Source organism: Burkholderia sp. BCC1644 (genome assembly GCF_902833225.1).
Lineage (GTDB): Bacteria > Pseudomonadota > Gammaproteobacteria > Burkholderiales > Burkholderiaceae > Burkholderia.
In genome coordinates this window covers 24,897-43,390 of sequence record NZ_CADFEI010000006.1, presented here as the reverse complement: position 1 = coordinate 43,390, position 18,494 = coordinate 24,897, and the positions used below count along the sequence as shown (strand labels likewise).

18 protein-coding genes are annotated in these 18,494 nt (G+C 68.5%); 14 read left to right on the top strand and 4 right to left on the bottom strand.

Annotated elements, in window-relative coordinates:
* Nucleotides 1-7: 7 nt before the first annotated feature.
* The 5 genes from HWX87_RS13400 to HWX87_RS13380 are packed head-to-tail and all read left to right on the top strand — an operon-like array spanning nucleotide 8 to nucleotide 5,374.
* On the top strand, nucleotides 8-1,426 hold the full coding sequence (locus HWX87_RS13400) for an LLM class flavin-dependent oxidoreductase (RefSeq protein ID WP_176047548.1): 1,419 nt from the start codon (nucleotides 8-10) through the stop codon (nucleotides 1,424-1,426).
* An 18-nt stretch (nucleotides 1,427-1,444) separates the two neighbouring features.
* Nucleotides 1,445-2,620, top strand: a complete 1,176-nt coding sequence (locus HWX87_RS13395) for an ATP-binding cassette domain-containing protein (RefSeq protein WP_176047547.1) — start codon at nucleotides 1,445-1,447, stop codon at nucleotides 2,618-2,620.
* Nucleotides 2,613-3,269, top strand: coding sequence for a methionine ABC transporter permease (locus HWX87_RS13390; RefSeq protein WP_152849614.1), 657 nt, complete (start codon nucleotides 2,613-2,615; stop codon nucleotides 3,267-3,269). Before HWX87_RS13395 ends, HWX87_RS13390 begins: the two co-directional genes overlap by 8 nt.
* A 54-nt stretch (nucleotides 3,270-3,323) precedes the next feature.
* Entirely contained in the window at nucleotides 3,324-4,166 is an 843-nt protein-coding gene (locus HWX87_RS13385) for a hypothetical protein (protein ID WP_176047546.1), read from the top strand.
* Nucleotides 4,163-5,374 (top strand): acyl-CoA dehydrogenase family protein, encoded by a 1,212-nt coding sequence (locus tag HWX87_RS13380; RefSeq protein ID WP_176047545.1) that lies wholly within the window; start codon nucleotides 4,163-4,165, stop codon nucleotides 5,372-5,374. The genes HWX87_RS13385 and HWX87_RS13380 overlap by 4 nt, the downstream gene beginning before the upstream one ends.
* Nucleotides 5,375-5,396: 22 nt before the next feature.
* Here HWX87_RS13380 and HWX87_RS13375 read toward each other — a convergent pair whose 3' ends face one another.
* Nucleotides 5,397-6,206: a hypothetical protein gene (locus HWX87_RS13375; RefSeq protein WP_176047544.1), complete on the bottom strand. Its 810-nt coding sequence runs from the start codon at nucleotides 6,204-6,206 to the stop codon at nucleotides 5,397-5,399.
* A gap of 232 nt (nucleotides 6,207-6,438) precedes the next feature.
* Between HWX87_RS13375 and zigA the strand changes: the two genes are divergently transcribed.
* The 5 genes from zigA to HWX87_RS13350 are packed head-to-tail and all read left to right on the top strand — an operon-like array spanning nucleotide 6,439 to nucleotide 11,134.
* Nucleotides 6,439-7,647, top strand: a complete 1,209-nt coding sequence (gene zigA, locus HWX87_RS13370; protein ID WP_208456528.1) for a zinc metallochaperone GTPase ZigA — start codon at nucleotides 6,439-6,441, stop codon at nucleotides 7,645-7,647.
* Between the two features lie 60 nt (nucleotides 7,648-7,707).
* Nucleotides 7,708-8,628 carry a GTP cyclohydrolase FolE2 gene (gene folE2 / locus HWX87_RS13365; protein WP_176047542.1) on the top strand — a complete coding sequence of 307 codons (921 nt, stop codon included), beginning with the start codon at nucleotides 7,708-7,710 and terminating at the stop codon, nucleotides 8,626-8,628.
* Complete coding sequence (locus HWX87_RS13360; RefSeq protein WP_176047541.1) at nucleotides 8,622-9,203, top strand: 6-carboxytetrahydropterin synthase; 582 nt, start codon at nucleotides 8,622-8,624, stop codon at nucleotides 9,201-9,203. The genes folE2 and HWX87_RS13360 overlap by 7 nt, the downstream gene beginning before the upstream one ends.
* On the top strand, nucleotides 9,200-9,760 hold the full coding sequence (locus HWX87_RS13355; RefSeq protein ID WP_059238830.1) for a carbonate dehydratase: 561 nt from the start codon (nucleotides 9,200-9,202) through the stop codon (nucleotides 9,758-9,760). The genes HWX87_RS13360 and HWX87_RS13355 overlap by 4 nt, the downstream gene beginning before the upstream one ends.
* Nucleotides 9,761-9,763: 3 nt before the next feature.
* Nucleotides 9,764-11,134 carry a dihydroorotase gene (locus HWX87_RS13350; protein ID WP_176047540.1) on the top strand — a complete coding sequence of 457 codons (1,371 nt, stop codon included), beginning with the start codon at nucleotides 9,764-9,766 and terminating at the stop codon, nucleotides 11,132-11,134.
* Here HWX87_RS13350 and HWX87_RS13345 read toward each other — a convergent pair.
* The gene (locus HWX87_RS13345) at nucleotides 11,131-11,595 is read right to left on the bottom strand and encodes an Lrp/AsnC family transcriptional regulator (protein ID WP_176047539.1); all 465 of its coding nucleotides are present in this window, start codon (nucleotides 11,593-11,595) and stop codon (nucleotides 11,131-11,133) included. The genes HWX87_RS13350 and HWX87_RS13345 overlap by 4 nt on opposite strands.
* Nucleotides 11,596-11,750: 155 nt before the next feature.
* On the opposite strand from HWX87_RS13345, the gene HWX87_RS13340 reads away from it, so the two are divergent.
* Entirely contained in the window at nucleotides 11,751-12,380 is a 630-nt protein-coding gene (locus HWX87_RS13340; RefSeq protein ID WP_176047538.1) for a LysE family translocator, read from the top strand.
* Nucleotides 12,381-12,432: 52 nt separating this feature from the next.
* Here HWX87_RS13340 and HWX87_RS13335 read toward each other — a convergent pair whose 3' ends face one another.
* Nucleotides 12,433-13,281 carry a helix-turn-helix transcriptional regulator gene (locus HWX87_RS13335; RefSeq protein ID WP_176047537.1) on the bottom strand — a complete coding sequence of 283 codons (849 nt, stop codon included), beginning with the start codon at nucleotides 13,279-13,281 and terminating at the stop codon, nucleotides 12,433-12,435.
* 196 nt (nucleotides 13,282-13,477) lie between these two features.
* On the opposite strand from HWX87_RS13335, the gene HWX87_RS13330 reads away from it, so the two are divergent.
* Together HWX87_RS13330 and HWX87_RS13325 are read left to right on the top strand one after the other, a co-directional pair.
* On the top strand, nucleotides 13,478-14,422 hold the full coding sequence (locus HWX87_RS13330) for a DUF2167 domain-containing protein (RefSeq protein ID WP_176047536.1): 945 nt from the start codon (nucleotides 13,478-13,480) through the stop codon (nucleotides 14,420-14,422).
* Complete coding sequence (locus HWX87_RS13325) at nucleotides 14,419-15,144, top strand: site-2 protease family protein (protein WP_176047535.1); 726 nt, start codon at nucleotides 14,419-14,421, stop codon at nucleotides 15,142-15,144. Before HWX87_RS13330 ends, HWX87_RS13325 begins: the two co-directional genes overlap by 4 nt.
* A 55-nt stretch (nucleotides 15,145-15,199) precedes the next feature.
* Here the strand turns inward: HWX87_RS13325 and HWX87_RS13320 are convergent, their stop codons facing one another.
* On the bottom strand, nucleotides 15,200-16,594 hold the full coding sequence (locus HWX87_RS13320) for an MFS transporter (RefSeq protein WP_176047534.1): 1,395 nt from the start codon (nucleotides 16,592-16,594) through the stop codon (nucleotides 15,200-15,202).
* 249 nt (nucleotides 16,595-16,843) lie between these two features.
* Between HWX87_RS13320 and HWX87_RS13315 the strand changes: the two genes are divergently transcribed.
* On the top strand, nucleotides 16,844-18,421 hold the full coding sequence (locus HWX87_RS13315) for an aldehyde dehydrogenase (NADP(+)) (protein WP_176047533.1): 1,578 nt from the start codon (nucleotides 16,844-16,846) through the stop codon (nucleotides 18,419-18,421).
* The last annotated feature ends 73 nt before the right edge of the window (nucleotides 18,422-18,494 follow it).

Genomic DNA, 18,494 nt, shown 5'->3' with positions numbered 1-18,494 from the left:
GGCAGGCATGACGACGGCGAACCGCAAGAAGATCCTGCTCAACGCGTTCAACATGAACTGCGTCGGGCACATCAACCACGGGCTGTGGACGCATCCGCGCGACCGCTCCGCGCACTACACCGATCTCGACTACTGGGCCGATCTCGCGAAGACGCTCGAACGCGGCAAGTTCGACGGGATCTTTCTCGCGGACATCGTCGGCGTGTACGACGTATTCGGCGGCGGCCCCGACGCCGCGCTGCGCGAATCGGTGCAGGTGCCCGTCAACGATCCGCTGCTGCTCGTGCCCGCGATGGCGCAGGTCACGCGGCATCTCGGCTTCGGCGTGACCGCGAACCTGACCTACGAGCCGCCGTACCTGTTCGCGCGCCGCATGTCGACGCTCGATCACCTGACGAAAGGGCGCGTGGGCTGGAATATCGTCACGGGCTACCTCGACAGCGCCGCACGCGGGATGGGCCTCGCGCAGCAAATCGGCCACGACGACCGCTACGAGCGCGCGGACGACTACATGGACGTCGTCTACAAGCTGTGGGAACAGAGCTGGGACGACGACGCGGTGATCCGCGACGCGCAGGCGCGCGTGTTCGCGCAACCGGGCAAGGTGCGGCGCGTGAAGCACGACGGGCCGTTCTATTCGCTCGATGCGATCCACCTGAGCGAGCCGTCGCTGCAGCGCACGCCGGTGCTGTACCAGGCCGGTTCGTCCGCGCGCGGCGTCGAGTTCGCGGGCCGTCACGCCGAATGCGTGTTCGTGAACGGGCAGAGCAAGGCGGCCGCGCGCGCGGCGGCGCTCGATATCCGCGCGGCGGCCGCGCGGCAGGGGCGCGACCCGGCATCGATCAGGATCTTCGCGGGCGTGAGCGTGGTGACGGCGGAGACCGAACGTCTCGCACGAGAGAAGTTCGACGAATACCGGCGCCATGCGAGCCCGGAAGCCGGCCTCGCGCATTTCGCGAGCTCGACCGGCATCGACTTCGCGCAGTACGGCCTCGACGAGCCGATTTCGTACGTGAAGACCGATTCGATCCAGTCGGCCGTCGACGCGATCTCGCGCAAGAGCACCACCGGTACGTGGACCGTGCGCCGCATGCTCGAACAGATGTCGCTCGGCGGCCGTTATGCGCCGATCGTCGGCTCGCCGTCGCAGGTCGCGGACGAACTGCAGTCGTGGATCGACGAGACCGGCATCGACGGTTTCAACCTGACGCGCACCGTGATGCCCGAATCGTTCGAGGATTTCGTCGACTGGGTCGTGCCCGAGCTGCAGAACCGCGGCGTCTACAAGGAAGACTACGATCCCGCGCCGACGCTGCGCGAGAAGCTGTTCGGCGCCGGCCCGCGCCTGCCTGCGTGGCACACCGGCGCGCAGCACCGGCCGGCAGCCGCGCCGGCAACGGAACCCGCGCATCCCGCGCATGCCTGAACGTGACGGAGCGAAGCGATGACGCAATTGTTCGATACGCTGGGTTTCATCGAGCCGTCGGCCGTGCTTGCCGGTGCGGGGGCAACGACACGTGTGGAAGCGGCCGTGCAACCAGGCGGCGTGGCCGTGTCGCTGGAGCAGGTCGGCAAGGTATTCGCGACGCCGCGCGGCCAGGCCGCCGCGTTGCGCGACGTGACGCTCGATGTACGGCGCGGCGAGGTGTTCGGGATCATCGGCCGCAGCGGCGCGGGGAAGTCGACGTTGCTGCGGCTCGTGAACGGGCTCGAGCGGCCGAGTTCGGGCCGCGTGCGCGTGCAGGGCGTCGACGTCGGCGCGCTCGACGAGGACGGGCTCGTCGCGCTGCGCCGCCGCACCGGCATGGTGTTCCAGCATTTCAACCTGCTGTCCGCGAAGACGGTGTTCGAGAACGTCGCGCTGCCGCTGAAGATCGCCGGCGTGCCGAAGGCCGAGCGCGTGCGCAAGGTCGAGGCGCTGCTCGACCTCGTCGGGCTTGCCGCGAAGCGCGACGCGTACCCGGCGAGCCTGTCGGGCGGGCAGAAGCAGCGCGTGGGCATCGCGCGCGCACTCGTGCACGATCCCGAGGTGCTGCTGTGCGACGAGGCGACGTCCGCGCTCGATCCCGAGACGACGCAATCGATCCTCGCGCTGCTCGCCGACATCAACCGCCGTCTCGGGCTGACGATCGTGCTGATCACGCACGAGATGGAAGTGATCCGTGCGGTGTGCGACACGGTCGCGGTCATCGAACAGGGGGAAGTCGTCGAAACGGGCCCCGTGTGGCGCGTGTTCGGCGATCCGCACCACGGCGCGACGCGCGCGCTGCTCAGCACGCTGCAGCACGACCTGCCGGCCGAACTGGCTGCGCGCGTGCAGCCGTTGCCCGAGCAGGCCGCGCTGCCCGACGGCGCGCAGGTCGTGCTCGACGTTCGTTATACGGGCGAGAGCGGCGGCGAGCCGGACGTCGGCGCGCTCGCGGCGGCGCTCGGCGGTTCCGTGCGATTCCTGCACGGCGGGATCGAGCGTATTCAAGGTCATGCGCAGGGGCGGCTCGTGATCGCGGCCGCGCCTGGCGTGGACGACGGGGGCGCCCGGCATGCGCGCGATGCAGTCGCCGCGCTGCTCGAACGCGCGCGCCGCCACGCGAATCACGCCGAGGTGCTCGGCTATGTTTGAACTCTGGTGGCCCGAACTGCTCGACGCGATCCGCGACACGCTGTCGATGGTCGCCGCGTCGGCCGTGATTGCGGCGCTGATCGGCATTCCGCTCGCGGTGATCCTCGTCACGACCGCGCCCGGCGGCATCTACGCGCGGCGCGGCGTGAACGCGGTGCTCGGCGCGCTCGTCAACGTGTTCCGCTCGACACCGTTCATCATCCTGCTCGTCGCGCTGCTGCCGTTCACGCGCGTGCTGATCGGCACGACGATCGGCGTGTGGGCGGCCGTCGTGCCGTTGTCGATCGCCGCGATCCCGTTTTTCGCGCGGATCGCCGAGGTGAGCCTGCGCGAAGTCGATCGCGGGCTGATCGAGGCCGCGCTCGCGATGGGCGCGAAGCGCCGCCACATCGTCTGGCACGTGCTGCTGCCGGAGGCGCTGCCCGGCATGCTCGGCGGCTTCACGATCACCGTCGTCGCGCTGATCGGCTCGACTGCGATGGCGGGCGCCGTCGGCGCGGGCGGGCTCGGCGATCTCGCGATCCGCTACGGCTATCAACGTTTCGACACCACCGTCATGGCGACCGTGATCGTGATCCTGATCGCGCTCGTCTCGGCCGTGCAAATCACGGGCGACCGCCTGGTCCGACGCGTGACCCGGCGTACCTGAGCGACGCCACAAGCGTCCGCTCGCTTCATTCATGATCCTGAGAGAACAAAACCCATGACCTTTCCCATCGGCGCACCGCGCGAATGGAACGGAGCATTCGAGGAAGCGCTGTTTCTCGACGTGGCGCGACGCCATCGTCCGGGCTTCCCGGCCAAGCTCGCGACACCGCCGCGCGAGCCGCGCAATGACGACGAACGGGCCGCCGTCGCCGACTACTACACGAAGATGGCGTCGCACGACCTGTTCATCGTGCAGGTCGTCGCGAAGGCGATCGACACGCTGTTCCGCGACGATCCGCATTTCCAGCTGATCCTGTCGCGCCAGCTCGGCGACGACGGCGCGCACGCGGTGATCGGCCGCGAACGCGTGACCGAACTGACGGGGCGCGATCCGCTGCCGGAAATCGACCGGCTCGTCGCCGCGCACTGGGCGCGCATCGGCGACATCGCGGTGCGCGACGTCGCGGGTTTTCTCGCCTTCGAATGGCATTACGAACTGCACATCCTCGCGAAGCTGTGGATCCAGCGCAAGACGGGCCGCATCGGCGACGGCGCGATGCGCGAGCACGGCGAGAACCGGATCCGGCCGGACGAGGAGTGGCATCGCGTGCAGATCGTCCAGTGGTGGTTCGATACGCTGAAGGCGTTGCCGGCCGCCGAACGCGACGCGCTGATCGATCGCGTGATCGCGGCGGACGAGCAAACGCAGGCGCGGCTCGACGGTTATCTGCACGACGAGTATGCGCACACCGCACACGTGTTCGGCGCGGACATCGCCGAATACCGCGCGATTTACGACGACTGGCGGCGCGAGATCCTGTCGCGGCTGACCGGCCGCCCGCTCGGCGCGCTCGTGCCGCTGTCGGGCGAAACCGTTGCACAGGAAGCCATTGCATGAACGATCCACGCGGCCCGGCGACCTTCGCGCCGGATACCGATGCCCCGGCCGTCGATCGCGAGGCGCTGGCGCGCGCGATCGACGCGCTGCGCGCGACCGCCGCCGTGCGCGACCGCACGGGCGGCCACGCGGCGCAGGAGAAACAGTGGCTTGCCGACGCGGGCTTGCTGACGCTCGCGGTGCCGCACGCGTTCGGCGGGCAGGAAGCGGGGTGGCCCGCGATCTACGACGCGATCCGGCAGGTCGCGCGCGTCGACAGCGCGCTCGCGCATCTCGTCGGGTTCCAGTGCCTGCAGGTCGTGAGCGTCGACGTATGGGGCAGCGCCGCGCAGCGCGAACGTTATTTGCGCGGCACCGTCGAGCACGGCTGGTGGTGGGGCAATGCGGTCAATCCGCTCGACCCGCGGCTCGTGGCCACGGCGACGCCCGATGGCGGCTACCGGCTCGACGGCGTGAAGGGCTTCTGTTCGGGCACGCGCGGGTCGCAGCGGATGACGGTGTCCGCGCACGATCCGGCGACCGGCCGCACCGTGTTCGGCGTGGTGCCGACCGATCGCGCGGGGATCACGGTCAACGAAGACTGGGATCCGATCGGCCAGCGCCAGACCGACAGCGGCAGCGTGAACTTCGACGGCGTGACGCTCGCGGCGGACGAGGTGCTGCACCGCTCCGAGACGCCGCCGACACCGCGCGCGACGCTGCGCACGCTCGTGTCGCAACTCGTGCTGACGAACCTGTTCGTCGGGCTCGCGGAAGGTGCGCTGGCCGAGGCGCGCGATTACGTGCGGCAGCGTGGCCGCCCATGGATTCATGCGGACGTCGCGCAGGCAGAAGACGATCCGTACACGTTGCAGCGCTTCGGCGACATGCACGTGCGCGCGATTGCCGCGGCGGCGCTGGCCGATCGCGCGGCCGAGGCGTTGCAGCGCGCGTGGGCGCAGCAGGATGTGCTGACGGCCGACGAGCGTGCCGACGTCGCGCTCGCGGTATCGGAAGCGAAGATCGTCGCGCAGCGCGCGGCGCTCGACAACGGCGAGGCGCTGTTCGATGCCTGCGGCGCGCGCGCGACGGCCGCGTCGCTCGGCCTCGACCGCTTCTGGCGGAATGCGCGCACGCATACGCTGCACGATCCGCTCGACTACCGGCTGCGCGATGTCGGCCGGTTCGCGCTGACCGGCGAATTGCCGCCGGCGTCGCTCTATACGTAAGTGGGCGCGCGCGCCGTCTGCGTCATTGATCGCCGGGAGGCGGGCCTTCCAGCGGTGCGGAGGCGTGTGCGGGCGCGGCGGCCAACGGCGTGCCGGTGTCGGTGCCGGCACGCTTGTACGACGCCAGTTCGTTCGAATAGCGCGCCGTCCGCACGCCGTTCGTGTCGTAGTATTCCTCGACCGACTTGACCCAGCGGCCCACCGCCGGCACGTACCAGAACGCCTTGTAGGTCTTGCCGGTCTGTTCCGCCGTGCCGTTGTTGCGGCTCTGCATCACGATCGTCGACCCGCCCGCGTTGCGGGATACGCCGGACGTGATCGACTGTCCCGGCGCGGCTTGCGCCTTCCACGTGCCTTCGGCCTCGATCTTGATCGCGTCGAACTTGCCGCCCGTCACGGTGACGGTATCGGGGCCGACGACCTTGTAATGCGTGTCGTACGTTTCCGACGCATGCTGCGGATTCGGGTGTGCTTCGCTGTACTTGATCGTCCAGGTCTTGCCGACCGTCAGCGGAAACGCCAGCGGGCGGTTCACGACGGTTTCGGTGCCGTTGACGCTGCGCGAACGGCTCCAGTCCGAATCGACGACCAGTTCGCGCGGCGCCTGCGTCGCGCCGCTTTGCTGCGTTTCGACATAGATGTGGTCGGACGTGGTGCGCTGCACGGAAATCTGGTCGCGCGTCTGGCGCCAGCCGTTCGGGCCGATTTCGACGGTGTTGATGTAGGTCCAGGTATCGCCCGGCTTCAGCGCCGGGGCCGCGATCGATTGGGCGAGCGCGATGCCGGGCAGCACCGCGCAGAGTGACAACACTGCAAGGTTTTTGTTTTTCATGGTCGGGTGTGGGCAAGCCAGCGGTCTCGCCGCCGAGCTTATCAAGCACACCTTTCATTCGGCATGACATGCGCGGCGCCGCGGCCGCCTTCCGTTCGCGGCGAATCGGCGCCCGACGGGGTCATGAATCGCGCACCGTGCAACCGGCGTGCTGGACGTCCAGAATGATATGTTATATCGTTGCGATACAATATATCATTCGCTCCTCAACGTCTTCTTCCGGAATCGCCCGATGCGTACCGCACTTCATCCGTCCACGCGGCTTCCCGTGACCGTCCTGTCCGGCTTCCTCGGCGCGGGCAAGACGACGCTGCTCAACCACATCCTCAACAATCGCGAGGGCCGGCGCGTCGCGGTCATCGTCAACGACATGTCCGAGGTCAACATCGATGCGGCGCTCGTCCGCGACGGCGGCGCGGGCCTGTCGCGCACCGACGAGAAGCTGGTCGAGATGAGCAACGGCTGCATCTGCTGCACGCTGCGCGAGGACTTGCTGATCGAGGTCGACCGGCTCGCGCGCGAAGGGCGCTTCGACCAGCTCGTGATCGAATCGACCGGCATCTCCGAGCCGCTGCCGGTGGCCGAGACGTTCACGTTCGAAGGCGAGGACGGCCGCAGCCTCGGCGAAGTCGCGCGCCTCGACACGATGGTGACGGTGGTCGACGCATTCAATTTCCTGCGCGACTACGCGTCGCGCGACAGCCTGCAGTCGCGCGGCGAATCGATGGGCGACGAGGACGCGCGCACCGTTGTCGATCTGCTGATCGACCAGATCGAGTTCTGCGACGTGATCGTGATCAACAAGATCGACCTGATCGACGGCACCACGCGCGAGCGGCTGGTCGCGCTGCTGCGCGGGCTGAACCCGCGTGCGCGGATCGAGATCGCCGAGTTCGGCAAGGTGCCGCTCGAGCGCGTGCTCGACACGGGCCTGTTCGATTTCGACGCGGCGTCGCGCGCGCCGGGCTGGCTGCAGGAGATGCGCGGCACGCATACGCCGGAGACCGACGAGTACGGGATCCGCAGCTTCGTCTACCGCGCGCGGCGGCCGTTCCATCCACAGCGCTTCTTCGATCTCGTCGAAAGCGAGTGGCCGGGTGTCGTCCGCTCGAAGGGGTTCTTCTGGCTGGCCACGCATCCGACCGTTGCGGGTTCGTGGTCGCAGGCCGGCGCGGTCGCGCGGCACGGGCCGGCCGGCCACTGGTGGGCGGCTGTGCCGCCCGAGCGCTGGCCGCAGGACGCCGAAGCGGTTGCGCAGATCCGCGCGCGCTGGGACGAGCGTGTCGGCGACGCACGCCAGGAACTCGTGCTGATCGGCATGGACATGGACGAGCCCGCGCTGCGCGCGCGCTTCGACGCGTGTCTGCTGACCGACGCCGAGATGGCCACCGGCCCCGAACGCTGGACCACGTGGGACAACCCGTTTCGCGACTGGTCCTGACCTGAACGCGCGCTTCCTGCATCGATCCGGATGGAGACGGCGCGCCACCGGATTCCGAGCATGAATGCCCCCCTTCCCGATGTATCCCTGACCGATGCCGCGCCGGGCCGACGCCCGCTCGACTGGGTCGGCATGCAGGGCATCGACTTGCCCGTCGTGGTGGCCGAGCCCGGCTGCCGGCGCGACGTGCATGCGCGCGCCGACGTGCAGGTCGATCTGCCTGCGCCGCATGTGAAGGGCATTCACATGTCGCGTCTGTACTGGCTGCTCGACTGGCTCGCCGACGGCGAAGCGTTGTCGCCGGCCGGCCTGCGGCGCGTGCTGCGCGCGATGGTCGACAGCCATCGCGATTGCGACACGCGCAGCGCACGCGTGCGGCTGCGCTTCGACCTGCTGGCCCGCCGCCCGGCGCTCGTCACCGAGGGGCTGGCCGGGTGGAAAGCGTATCCGGTTCGGATTGATGCGACGCTGGCCGGCGAAGCGTTCGAGCTGCGCGCGCAGGTCACGGTTGCCTATTCGTCGACGTGCCCGTGCTCGGCCGCGCTGTCGCGGCACTGGGTCGAACAGGCGTTCCTGACGGCGTTCGGCAGCGAGGATCGCGTGGAGCCGGCGGCGGTTGCCGCATGGCTGAAACAGCATGGAACGGCCGCCACGCCGCACAGCCAGCGCAGCGAAGCCGTCGTCAGTGTGGCGTTGCCCGCCAATGGCGCGACGCTGGGGCTGATCGACCTGATCGATCGTGTCGAGCACGCGCTCGGCACGCCGGTGCAGACTGCCGTCAAGCGCGCGGACGAACAGGCGTTCGCGGTGCTGAACGGCGGAAACCTGATGTTCGTCGAAGATGCCGCGCGCCGCGTGCAGGCCGCGCTGGAAGGGCATCATGCGAGCCCGCGCATCCGCGTGCGCCACCTGGAAAGCCTGCATCCGCACGATGCGGTCGCCTGGGCCGCGCCGGTTCCCGAAGGCGCCGACGCATGCTGATCCGCAAGCTGTTCCGGTTCGAGAACGCGCACGTCGTGCGCGGCTGCAGCACGCGGCGCTGCTCGCATTCGATCCACGGCCATTCGTACCGCGTCGAGCTGCTGCTCGAGGCGCATGCGCTGGATCACGGGCAGATGATCTACGACTTCGGACTGCTCAAGGGCGACGTGCGCGACCTGATCGATGCGTTCGACCATGCGGTGACGCTGTGGTCGGATGACGATCCGCGCTACGTCGAGAGCATGCGCCGCCATTCCGAACGCTGGGTGTTGCTGCCCGTGTCGCCGAGCGCCGAACAGTTCTCGCGCGTGTTCTTTCGTCTCGTCGACGCGGCGTTGTCCGGCACACGCATGTCGAACGGCGAAGCCGACGTGCGGCTGCATTCGGTCATCGTGCACGAGACCGAGACCGGCTACGCGCAGTGCTTTCGCGACGATGCCTTCAATCCGCGCATGGGCCGCATCGACCTCGATGCGATCGTGTTCGCACCGGCCATCGCCGCGCAGTGGCGCGATCCGGGCCTGTTCGAGCGGCTCAAGCGCGGTCATCTCCTTTCCCAGCAGGAATCCTCATGATCCGAAAGAACCCGCGCGGCGACCTGCCGCAGATTCATCCGAACGCGTTCGTCGACCCGACCGCCATCCTGTGCGGGCTCGTGATCGTCGAGGAGAACGTGTTCATCGGTCCGTACGCGGTGATCCGCGCCGACGAAACGGATGCCGACGGCCAGATCGCGCCGATCGTGATCGGCGCGCATTCGAACATCCAGGACGGCGTCGTGATCCATTCGAAGTCGGGTGCGAGCGTGACGATCGGCCGGCACACGTCGATCGCGCACCGCGCGATCGTCCACGGGCCGTGCAAGGTCGGCGACGGCGTGTTCGTCGGGTTCAACAGCGTGCTGTTCAACTGCACGATCGACGACGGCTGCGTCGTGCGCTACAACGCGGTCGTCGACGGTTGTCACCTGCCGCCGGGCTTCTACGTGCGTTCGACCGAACGCATCGGGCCGGAAACCGACCTCGCCGCGTTGCCGCAGGTAACGGCCGACGCGAGCGATTTCTCCGAGGACGTCGCGCGCACGAACAATGCGCTGGTGCTCGGCTACAAACACATCCAGAACGAGTTCTGAGTCATGGGCGAGTGGAGCGGGCGTGAAGCAACCGGCGCGCCGACGCGACGCCACGTCGACCTGCTCGTGCAGGGCGGCACGGTGATGACGCCCAACGGCGCAGAACGGATCGACGTCGCGTGCGCGGCGGGCCGCGTGGTCGCGCTGGGTGTATTGCAGGGCGCCTGGAGCGCCGACCTCGTGCTCGACGCCGGCGGATTGCATGTGCTGCCGGGCGTGATCGACAGCCAGGTGCATTTTCGCGAACCGGGGCTGACGCACAAGGAGACCATCGAGGCCGGCACGCGCGGCGCGGTGCTCGGCGGCGTCACGACGATCTTCGAGATGCCCAACACGCATCCGCTGACGCTGAGCGGGCAGGATCTGCAGGCGAAGCTGGTTCTCGCGCGCGGCCGCGCGTGGTGCGACTACGCGTTCTACATCGGCGGCTCGGCCGTGAACGCCGAACGGCTGCCGGCGCTCGAGCGCCTGCCCGGCTGCGCGGGCGTGAAGGTCTTCATGGGGAGTTCGTTCGGCGATCTGCTGGCCGACGACGAAACCGTGTTGCGCCGGATCCTGCGCAGCGGGCGGCGGCGCATGGCCGTGCACGCGGAGGACGAGGCGCGGCTGCGCGAACGCAAGGCGATCGTGGAAGCGAGCGGCGACGTGCGCGACCATCCGCGCTGGCGCGACGAGGAAAGCGCGCTGGCCGCGACGCGGCGCATCGTCGGGCTCGCTGCCGAGACCGGCCGCCGATTGCACGTGCTGCATGTATCCACGGCGGACGAGATGGCGTTTCTGCAACGGCACCGGCGGCGCGTGACGGTCGAGGTTACGCCGCATCACCTGAGCCTGCATGCGCCCGATTGCTACGAGCGGCTCGGCACGTTCGCGCAGATGAATCCGCCCGTGCGCGACCGGCATCATCGGGAGGCGCTGTGGCAGGCTGTCCGCAACGGCGTGGTCGATGTGATCGGCAGCGATCACGCGCCGCATACACGCGACGAAAAGCGCCGCCCGTATCCGCAGTCGCCGAGCGGGATGACCGGCGTGCAGACGCTGTTGCCGCTGATGCTCGACCACTTGCATGCGGGCCGCCTGAGCCTCGAACGGCTGGTCGACCTCACCAGCGCCGGTCCCGCGCGCATTTTCGGCATCGAAGGGAAGGGGCGCATCGCGGCCGGCTACGACGCCGATTTCAGCATCGTCGACCTGCGCGCGCAGCGGATCATCCGCGACGAGTGGATCGCCAGCGTGAGCGGCTGGACGCCTTACGACGGGTGCACGGTCACGGGGTGGCCGGTGCATACGGTCGTGCGCGGGCAGGTCGTCGTGCGCGACGGTGCGTTGAACGGGCAGCCGGCCGGGGAGGCCGTGACCTTCCTCGACACCTAGATCGGCAGGCGAACCGTCTGCTTGATACGCTTCAGCGGAATCTCGGTCTCGACGTTGCGGACGCCTTCGATCTGCGTGAGCGTCTCCATCTGGAAGCGTTGGTAGTCGTCGAGATCCCGCGCGATCACGCGCAGCAGATAGTCGTAGCTGCCGGCCATCAGATGGCATTCGAGCACTTCGGGCGCCTGCTCCATCTCGCGCGCGAAGCGTTCGACCGTCGTCTTGTCCTGGCGCTCCAGCGTGACGCGCACGAACGCGGTGAATCGCAGGTCGACGGCGGCGGGATTCAGCAGCGCGACATAAGCGTCGATCACGCCCTGTTCCTCGAGCAGATGCACGCGGCGCAGGCAGGGCGTGGCCGACAGTCCGGCCTGTTGCGCGAGTTCCGCATTCGTCTGATTCGAATTCCGTTGTAATGCACGCAGAATCTGCCGGTCGATCGCGTCCAGTTTGGTTGACATTTTTGACTACCGAAATCGTGAAGACTAGAGAATAGCTCCAAGTCGACTGTCTTAAATAGCCAAATACGCATCCAATCTCCACGGAAGGACGCCGATAATCTGACGACCGGCCGGGCGATTCCCGCCCGTCGGCCATCCCGTTCAGGAGCTATCCCATGTCGCATCTATCCTGGCTGCCGTTCATCGCAACGTCGCTTCTGATCATCGTCACGCCGGGCCAGGACATGGTTCTCGTGATGTCGCGCACGCTGTCCGGCGGCACGCGCGCGGGCCTCGTGACGGCCGCGGGCGTCAGCGTCGGGCTGCTTGTGCATACGATGCTCGCGACGCTCGGGCTGGGCGCACTTCTTCAGGCATCCGAATGGCTGTTTACGGCGCTGAAGGTGATCGGCGCGCTGTACCTGTTGTACCTCGGCATCACATTGCTGCGTTCGTCGGGTGAGCTGACGCTCGCGAGCGGCAGCGACGGCGCGCCGCCATCGCGGCTTCGCACGTTTGCACAAGGCGCACTGTCCAACGTGTCGAATCCGAAGGTCGCGCTCTTCTATCTGGCGTTCCTGCCGCAATTCGTGCCGGCGGGCGCCGCGCATCCGATGCTGTCGCTGTTCGTGCTGGGCGCGACGTTTGCCGGCCTGACGTTTCTCGTCAAGGGGCCCGTCGCGTTGTTCGCCGGCCTGCTGTCGGCGTCGATCCGCCGCAACCCGCGCATCCTGACGCGCATGCATCGCGTCAGCGGCGTGGTCCTGCTGGGGCTCGGCGTGAAGCTGGCGCTCGAGCGCCGATGATCGGCGTTAACTCGTACGCGTGCCGCCGGCGCGATGGCGCCGACAGCATGCGTTACTGCACCGGCAATGCGTCTGCCAGTGCGCGCATCGCATCGACCGTCTCCGGATTAGCCGGAAAGAATGCCTCGATCGCGAGTTCCGACAGTGTCACGTCGACCGGCGTGCCGAACACGGTCGTCGTGCTGAAGAACGTCAGCTCGCCGGCCGCCGTGCGCAGCCGCAGCGGCACGGCGATATCCGCGAAGTCGGCGCGCGCCGGCGGGTCGTCGGGCTGCCCGGCCGGCGCCGGATAGGCGGCCAGTTCGTCGCGCAGCGCATGCAGCGTGCGGTCGCCGCTTGCATCGATCTGCCGCTGCAGCCGATGCAGGATATGCGTGCGCCATTCATGCCAGTTGACGATCTGCGACGCGATTCCATCCGGATGCAGGCTCAGCCGCAGCACGTTGACGGGCGGCTGCAGCAGCGCCGGATCGGCCTGCGCGACCAGCGCGCCGAGCATCCGGTTCGCGGCGAGCAGCGTCCAGTGACGGTCGACCGCGAGCGCCGGGTACGGCTCGTGGCCGCGCAGCACGGCTTCGACCGCGTGGCGCGCGGCGTCGAGCTGAGGATCCGAAAACGGCCGTTCGCGAAACAGCGGCGCGAAGCCGGCCGCGACGAGCAGCGCGTTGCGTTCGCGCAGCGGCACGTCGAGGCGCTCCGCAAGATGCAGCACCATCTCGCGGCTGGGCTGCGCGCGGCCCGATTCGACGAAGCTCAGGTGACGCGCGGAGACTTCCGCGTCGAGTGCGAGCGCCATCTGGCTCAGGCGCCGGCGCTGGCGCCACGTGCGCAGCAGCGGGCCGATGCCGGACGCGCGGCTGGCGGACGGGGAGGGCGAATGGACGGCGGCGGTCGAGTTCATGACGCTGATGATAGGCAATCTCGCGCACCTTGGGCATTACCTGCCAGGTAAGCATCGTGCCGCTTCCCGGGCGTATCGCGGCGCTGCGTTACCATAGCCCCCGTGCCAACTGAGAGACGACGCCGGACCCGCGATTGAAAGCGCATGGGCCGACGCCGTGCATATTTACGACAAGGCATTCCAGGGGAATCCAACAATGAAAAAACTTGCCGTCCGGCTCGCCTGCGTGGCGACGCTCGCACTCGCCGCGACCAGCGGTCACGCGCAGACCGAAGCTGCGCAGGTGGAAATGAGGGCCGCTGCCGCGGCCGCCAACGAAGCGGTCGTGAAAGGGCCGACCGACATCGACGTGAAACACGAAGCCGTGCTGAAGCTGAAGGCCGGCGAGTCGTTCGTGCCGGCTGCCGAAGCCGGCCGGTACCTGCGCTCGATGGGGAACTCGATCGACGAATCGAAGCTGGTCGGCCTCGTGCTGCCCGACGACCCCGACGCCGACTGGATTTCCGTCGTGTCGTTCGAGCCGAGCGGCTATATCCGCGACGACGACGCGAAGGACTGGAAGCCCGACGAACTGCTGAAGAGCCTGCAGTCCGGCACCGAGGAAGACAACCCCAGGCGCAAGGAACGCGGCCTGCCGGAAACCGAGGTGGTCGGCTGGGCGAAGGCGCCCGCGTACGATGCGGCCACGCACCGGCTCGTATGGTCCGCGATCATCCGCGACAAGAGCGCGGCGCCGAATGCCGGGCATGACGGCGTGAACTACCGGACGCTCGTGCTGGGCCGCGACGGCTACCTGTCGCTGACGATGGCGTCGACGCTTGCCGACCTGCCGAAATACAAGGCATCGGCCGACGACCTGCTGTCGAACATCAGTTTCAACGACGGCAAGCGCTATGCCGATTTCAACAAGTCGACCGACCACGTTGCCGAGTACGGCCTCGCGGCGCTGATCGTCGGCGTCGGCGCGAAGAAGCTCGGCCTGCTCGCGCTGATCGGCGCGTTCGCGGTGAAGTTCTTCAAGATCGGCGCGGTCGCGCTGCTCGCCGGCGGCGCGGCGCTGAAGCGCTTCTTCGGGCGCAAGCCGAAGGCGGCTGCGGTGCCGGCCGTCGCCGACGCGTCCGACGCGGAGCGCAAGGAATGACGAAGCTGTTGCTGCTGATCTTCGGCGGCCTCAAGCTCGGCAAGGTGCTCGTGTCGGCGGGCACCATGCTCGCGTCGATCGCGGTTTACGCGGTGTTCTACGGCTGGCGGTTCGCGGCCGGGTTCGTCGCGCTGCTGCTGGTGCACGAAGCGGGTCACTACCTCGCCGCGCAGCGGCGCGGGCTCGATGTCGGGCTGCCGACCTTCATCCCGTTCGTCGGCGCATGGATCCAGCTGAAGGAGATGCCGCACGACGCGGAAACCGAGGCGTACGTCGGGCTCGCCGGGCCGTTCGTCGGCACGCTCGGCGCGCTGGCCTGCTACGCGGCCGCGCGCCACTACGACAGCAACCTGCTGCTCGCGCTGTCGTACACGGGCTTCTTCCTGAACCTGTTCAACATGATTCCGCTGTCGCCGTTCGACGGCGGGCGGATCACCGCGGTGCTGTCGCCGCGCATCTGGTTCGCGGGCGTGCCCGTGCTGATCGCGCTGTTCGTGTACCGCCCGAGCCCGCTGCTGATCGTGATGGCGATCCTCGCGCTGCCTCAGTTGAAGCGCGCGTGGCGCTACGATCCCGACGCGCCGGAAAACCGCGTGTATTACGCAACGTCGATCGAGACGAAGACGACGTACGCGCTCTGCTACGTCGGCCTGCTCGCGTTTCTCGCGCTGATGACGTCGGGCGTGCACGACATGCTGCGCGTCGCGCATTCCGCGGCCTGACGCAAAAAACGGCGGCCGTTTTCGCGGCCGCCGTCGTTTTCCTTTTCGTCGAACCTCACGCGTCGCGATGGCGCAATTCGACGCGCTTGATGTCCTTCACGATCACGAGATAGCTGAACACGGTGACGAGCGCATTCAGCCCGACGAACACGAGCGCGCCGTTGAACGAGCCGCTCGCGCCGACGAGGTAGCCGATCGCGATCGGCGCGACGATGCCGGCCGTGTTGCCGAACATGTTGAACAGGCTGCCCGACAGGCCGATCGCTTCCTTCGGCGCGGTGTCCGCGACGACGGCCCAGCCGAGCGAGCCGATGCCCTTGCCGAAGAACGACACGGCCATCAGCACGATCACGAGCGCTTCGCTGTCGACGTAGTTGCAGCCGATGATGACCATCGACAGTGCCATCCCGCCGACGATCGGGATCTTGCGCGCGAGCGTCAGCGACACGCCGCGCCGGATCAGCGCGTCCGACAGCATCCCGCCGAGCACGCCGCCGAGGAACCCGCAGATCGCGGGCAGCGAGGTCATGAAACCGGCCTTCAGCAGCGACATCCCGCGCGCCTGCACGAGGTAGATCGGAAACCACGTGAGGAAGAAGTAGGTGAGCACGTTCACGCAGTACTGGCCGAGGTAAACGCCGATCAGCATCCGGTTCGACAGCAGCTGGCGCACGTAATACCAGCCGGCGACGCGGCTGCTTTCCGAGCGCGTGCCGCCCGCGCCGCTTGGCCCGGCTGGCCGGCCCGTCGACCGCACGAGGCCGCCGCCCTGTTCGATATGGTCGAGCTCCGCGCGGTTCACGGCCGGATGGTCGGCCGGGTCCTTCATCACGCGCAGCCACAGGAACGCGAGCGCGATGCCGGCCAGGCCGAGCCACAGGTACACCTGGTGCCAGCCGTATGCATGCGTGAGCCACGCCATCAGCGGCGAGAACACGACGGCCGCGAAGTACTGCGCGGCGTTGAAGATCGCCGACGCGGTGCCGCGCTCGGCGGTCGGAAACCAGCTCGCGACGACTTTCGCATTGGCGGGGAACGCGGGCGCCTCGGCGATGCCGACCGCGAAGCGCATCGCGAACAGCGCGGCGACCGCGAACGCGGCGCTGCCGCCGAGGCCGATCGTGCTCTGCAACAGCGTGAACGCCGACCACAGGAAGATGCTCGCCGCATACACGCGCCGCGCGCCGAAGCGGTCGAGCAGCCAGCCGCTCGGCAGTTGCGCGAGCACGTACGCCCAGCTGAACGCCGAGAAGATGTAGCCCATCGTCACCGGATCGATGCCGAACGCCTTGCGGATCGGCGTGCCGGTGATCGACAGCGTCGCGCGGTCCGCATAGTTGAGCGTCGTGACGACGAACAGCATCGCCAGGATCCAGTAGCGCACGGCGGTCCGGCGCGCGGTGCGCGCGAGATCGAGCGGAAGATCGCGAGGGGTGGTCTGATTAGGCACTTTAATGTACGTCGTCGTATGACATGGGCCGCAGTTTATGAGCAATGTCCGCATGCAGAAACCTCGGGTTTTCCCTCTGGAGGGTGACGCGAGGCGGTCAGAATTTCGCGGTTAGACTGGCGGGGTAAGGATTTTGAGCCTGCCGGCAGTTGCCCGGTCGGCGGTCCAAAACATGAAATGATGTCGGCAGACATCGTATCTGTTGGGCTACAATGAGCAATCCATTCCCGAACCACGGAGCACACCCCCATGCAACTGACAGGAGAGATGCTGATCGGCGCCGACGCGGTGGCCGGCTCGGCCGGAACCTTGCGCGCGTTCGACCCGACGAAGGGCGCGCCGATCGACGCGCCGGCGTTCGGCGTCGCGACGCAGGCCGACGTCGACCGCGCGTGCGAACTCGCGCGCGACGCGTTCGATGCGTACCGTGCGCAGCCGCTCGCGGCCCGCGCGGCGTTTCTCGATGCGATCGCCGATGAAATCGTCGCACTCGGCGACGCGCTGATCGAGCGCGCACACGCCGAAACGGGCCTGCCCGTCGCGCGGCTGCAGGGTGAGCGCGGCCGCACCGTCGGCCAGCTCCGGCTGTTCGCGCGCGTCGTGCGCGACGGGCGCTTCCTCGCCGCGTCGATCGATCCCGCCCAGCCCGCGCGCACGCCGCTGCCGCGTTCGGACCTCCGTCTGCAGAAAGTCGCGCTCGGGCCCGTCGTCGTGTTCGGCGCGAGCAACTTCCCGCTCGCGTTCTCGGTGGCCGGCGGCGATACGGCGTCGGCGCTCGCGGCCGGCTGCCCGGTGATCGTGAAGGCGCACGAGGCGCACCTCGGCACGTCCGAGCTGGTCGGCCGCGCGATCCGCGCCGCCGTCGCGAAAACCGGCATGCCGGCCGGCGTGTTCTCGCTGCTGGTCGGCCCCGGCCGCGTGATCGGCGCGGCGCTCGTCAGCCACCCGGCGGTCCAGGCCGTCGGCTTCACCGGTTCGCGGCAGGGCGGCATGGCGCTCGTGCAGCTCGCGAACGCGCGCCCGCAGCCGATTCCCGTCTACGCGGAAATGAGCAGCATCAACCCGGTCGTGCTGTTCCCGGCCGCGCTCGCCGCGCGCGGCGACGCGATCGCGACGGGCTTCGTCGATTCGCTGACGCTCGGCGTCGGCCAGTTCTGTACGAACCCGGGCCTCGTGCTGGCGATCGACGGCCCCGATCTCGACCGCTTCGAAGCCGTCGCCGCGCAGGCGCTCGCGAAGAAGCCGGCCGGCGTGATGCTCACGCGCGGCATTGCCGATGCGTACCGCAATGGCCGCGGCAAGCTGGCCGAACTGCCGGGCGTGCGCGAAATCGGCGCGGGCGAGGCGGCGCAGACCGAATGCCAGGCGGGCGGCGCGCTGTACGAAGTCGGCGCGCAGGCTTTCCTGGCGGAGCCGGCGTTCAGCCACGAGATGTTCGGGCCGGCGTCGCTGATCGTGCGCTGCCGCGATCTCGACGAAGTCGCGCGCGTGCTGGAGGCGCTCGAAGGCCAGCTGACGGCCACGCTGCAGATGGACGCCGACGACAAGCCGCTCGCGCGCCGGCTGCTGCCGATCCTCGAACGCAAGGCCGGGCGCTTGCTCGTCAACGGCTACCCGACCGGCGTCGAGGTGTGCGATGCGATGGTGCACGGCGGGCCGTTCCCCGCGACGTCGAACCCGGCCGTCACGTCGGTCGGCGCGACGGCGATCGAGCGTTTCCTGCGGCCCGTGTGCTATCAGGACTTCCCGGACGACCTGCTGCCGCAAGGGTTGCAGGAAGGCAATCCGCTCGCGATTCCGCGGCTGCGGGACGGGAAGGGCGAGTAACGGGCCGGATCGACTGAAGGCGCGATCCCCGGCGGCTGGTGCGCCGGGGCGCGTGCCGGCACCGGGAAACGAA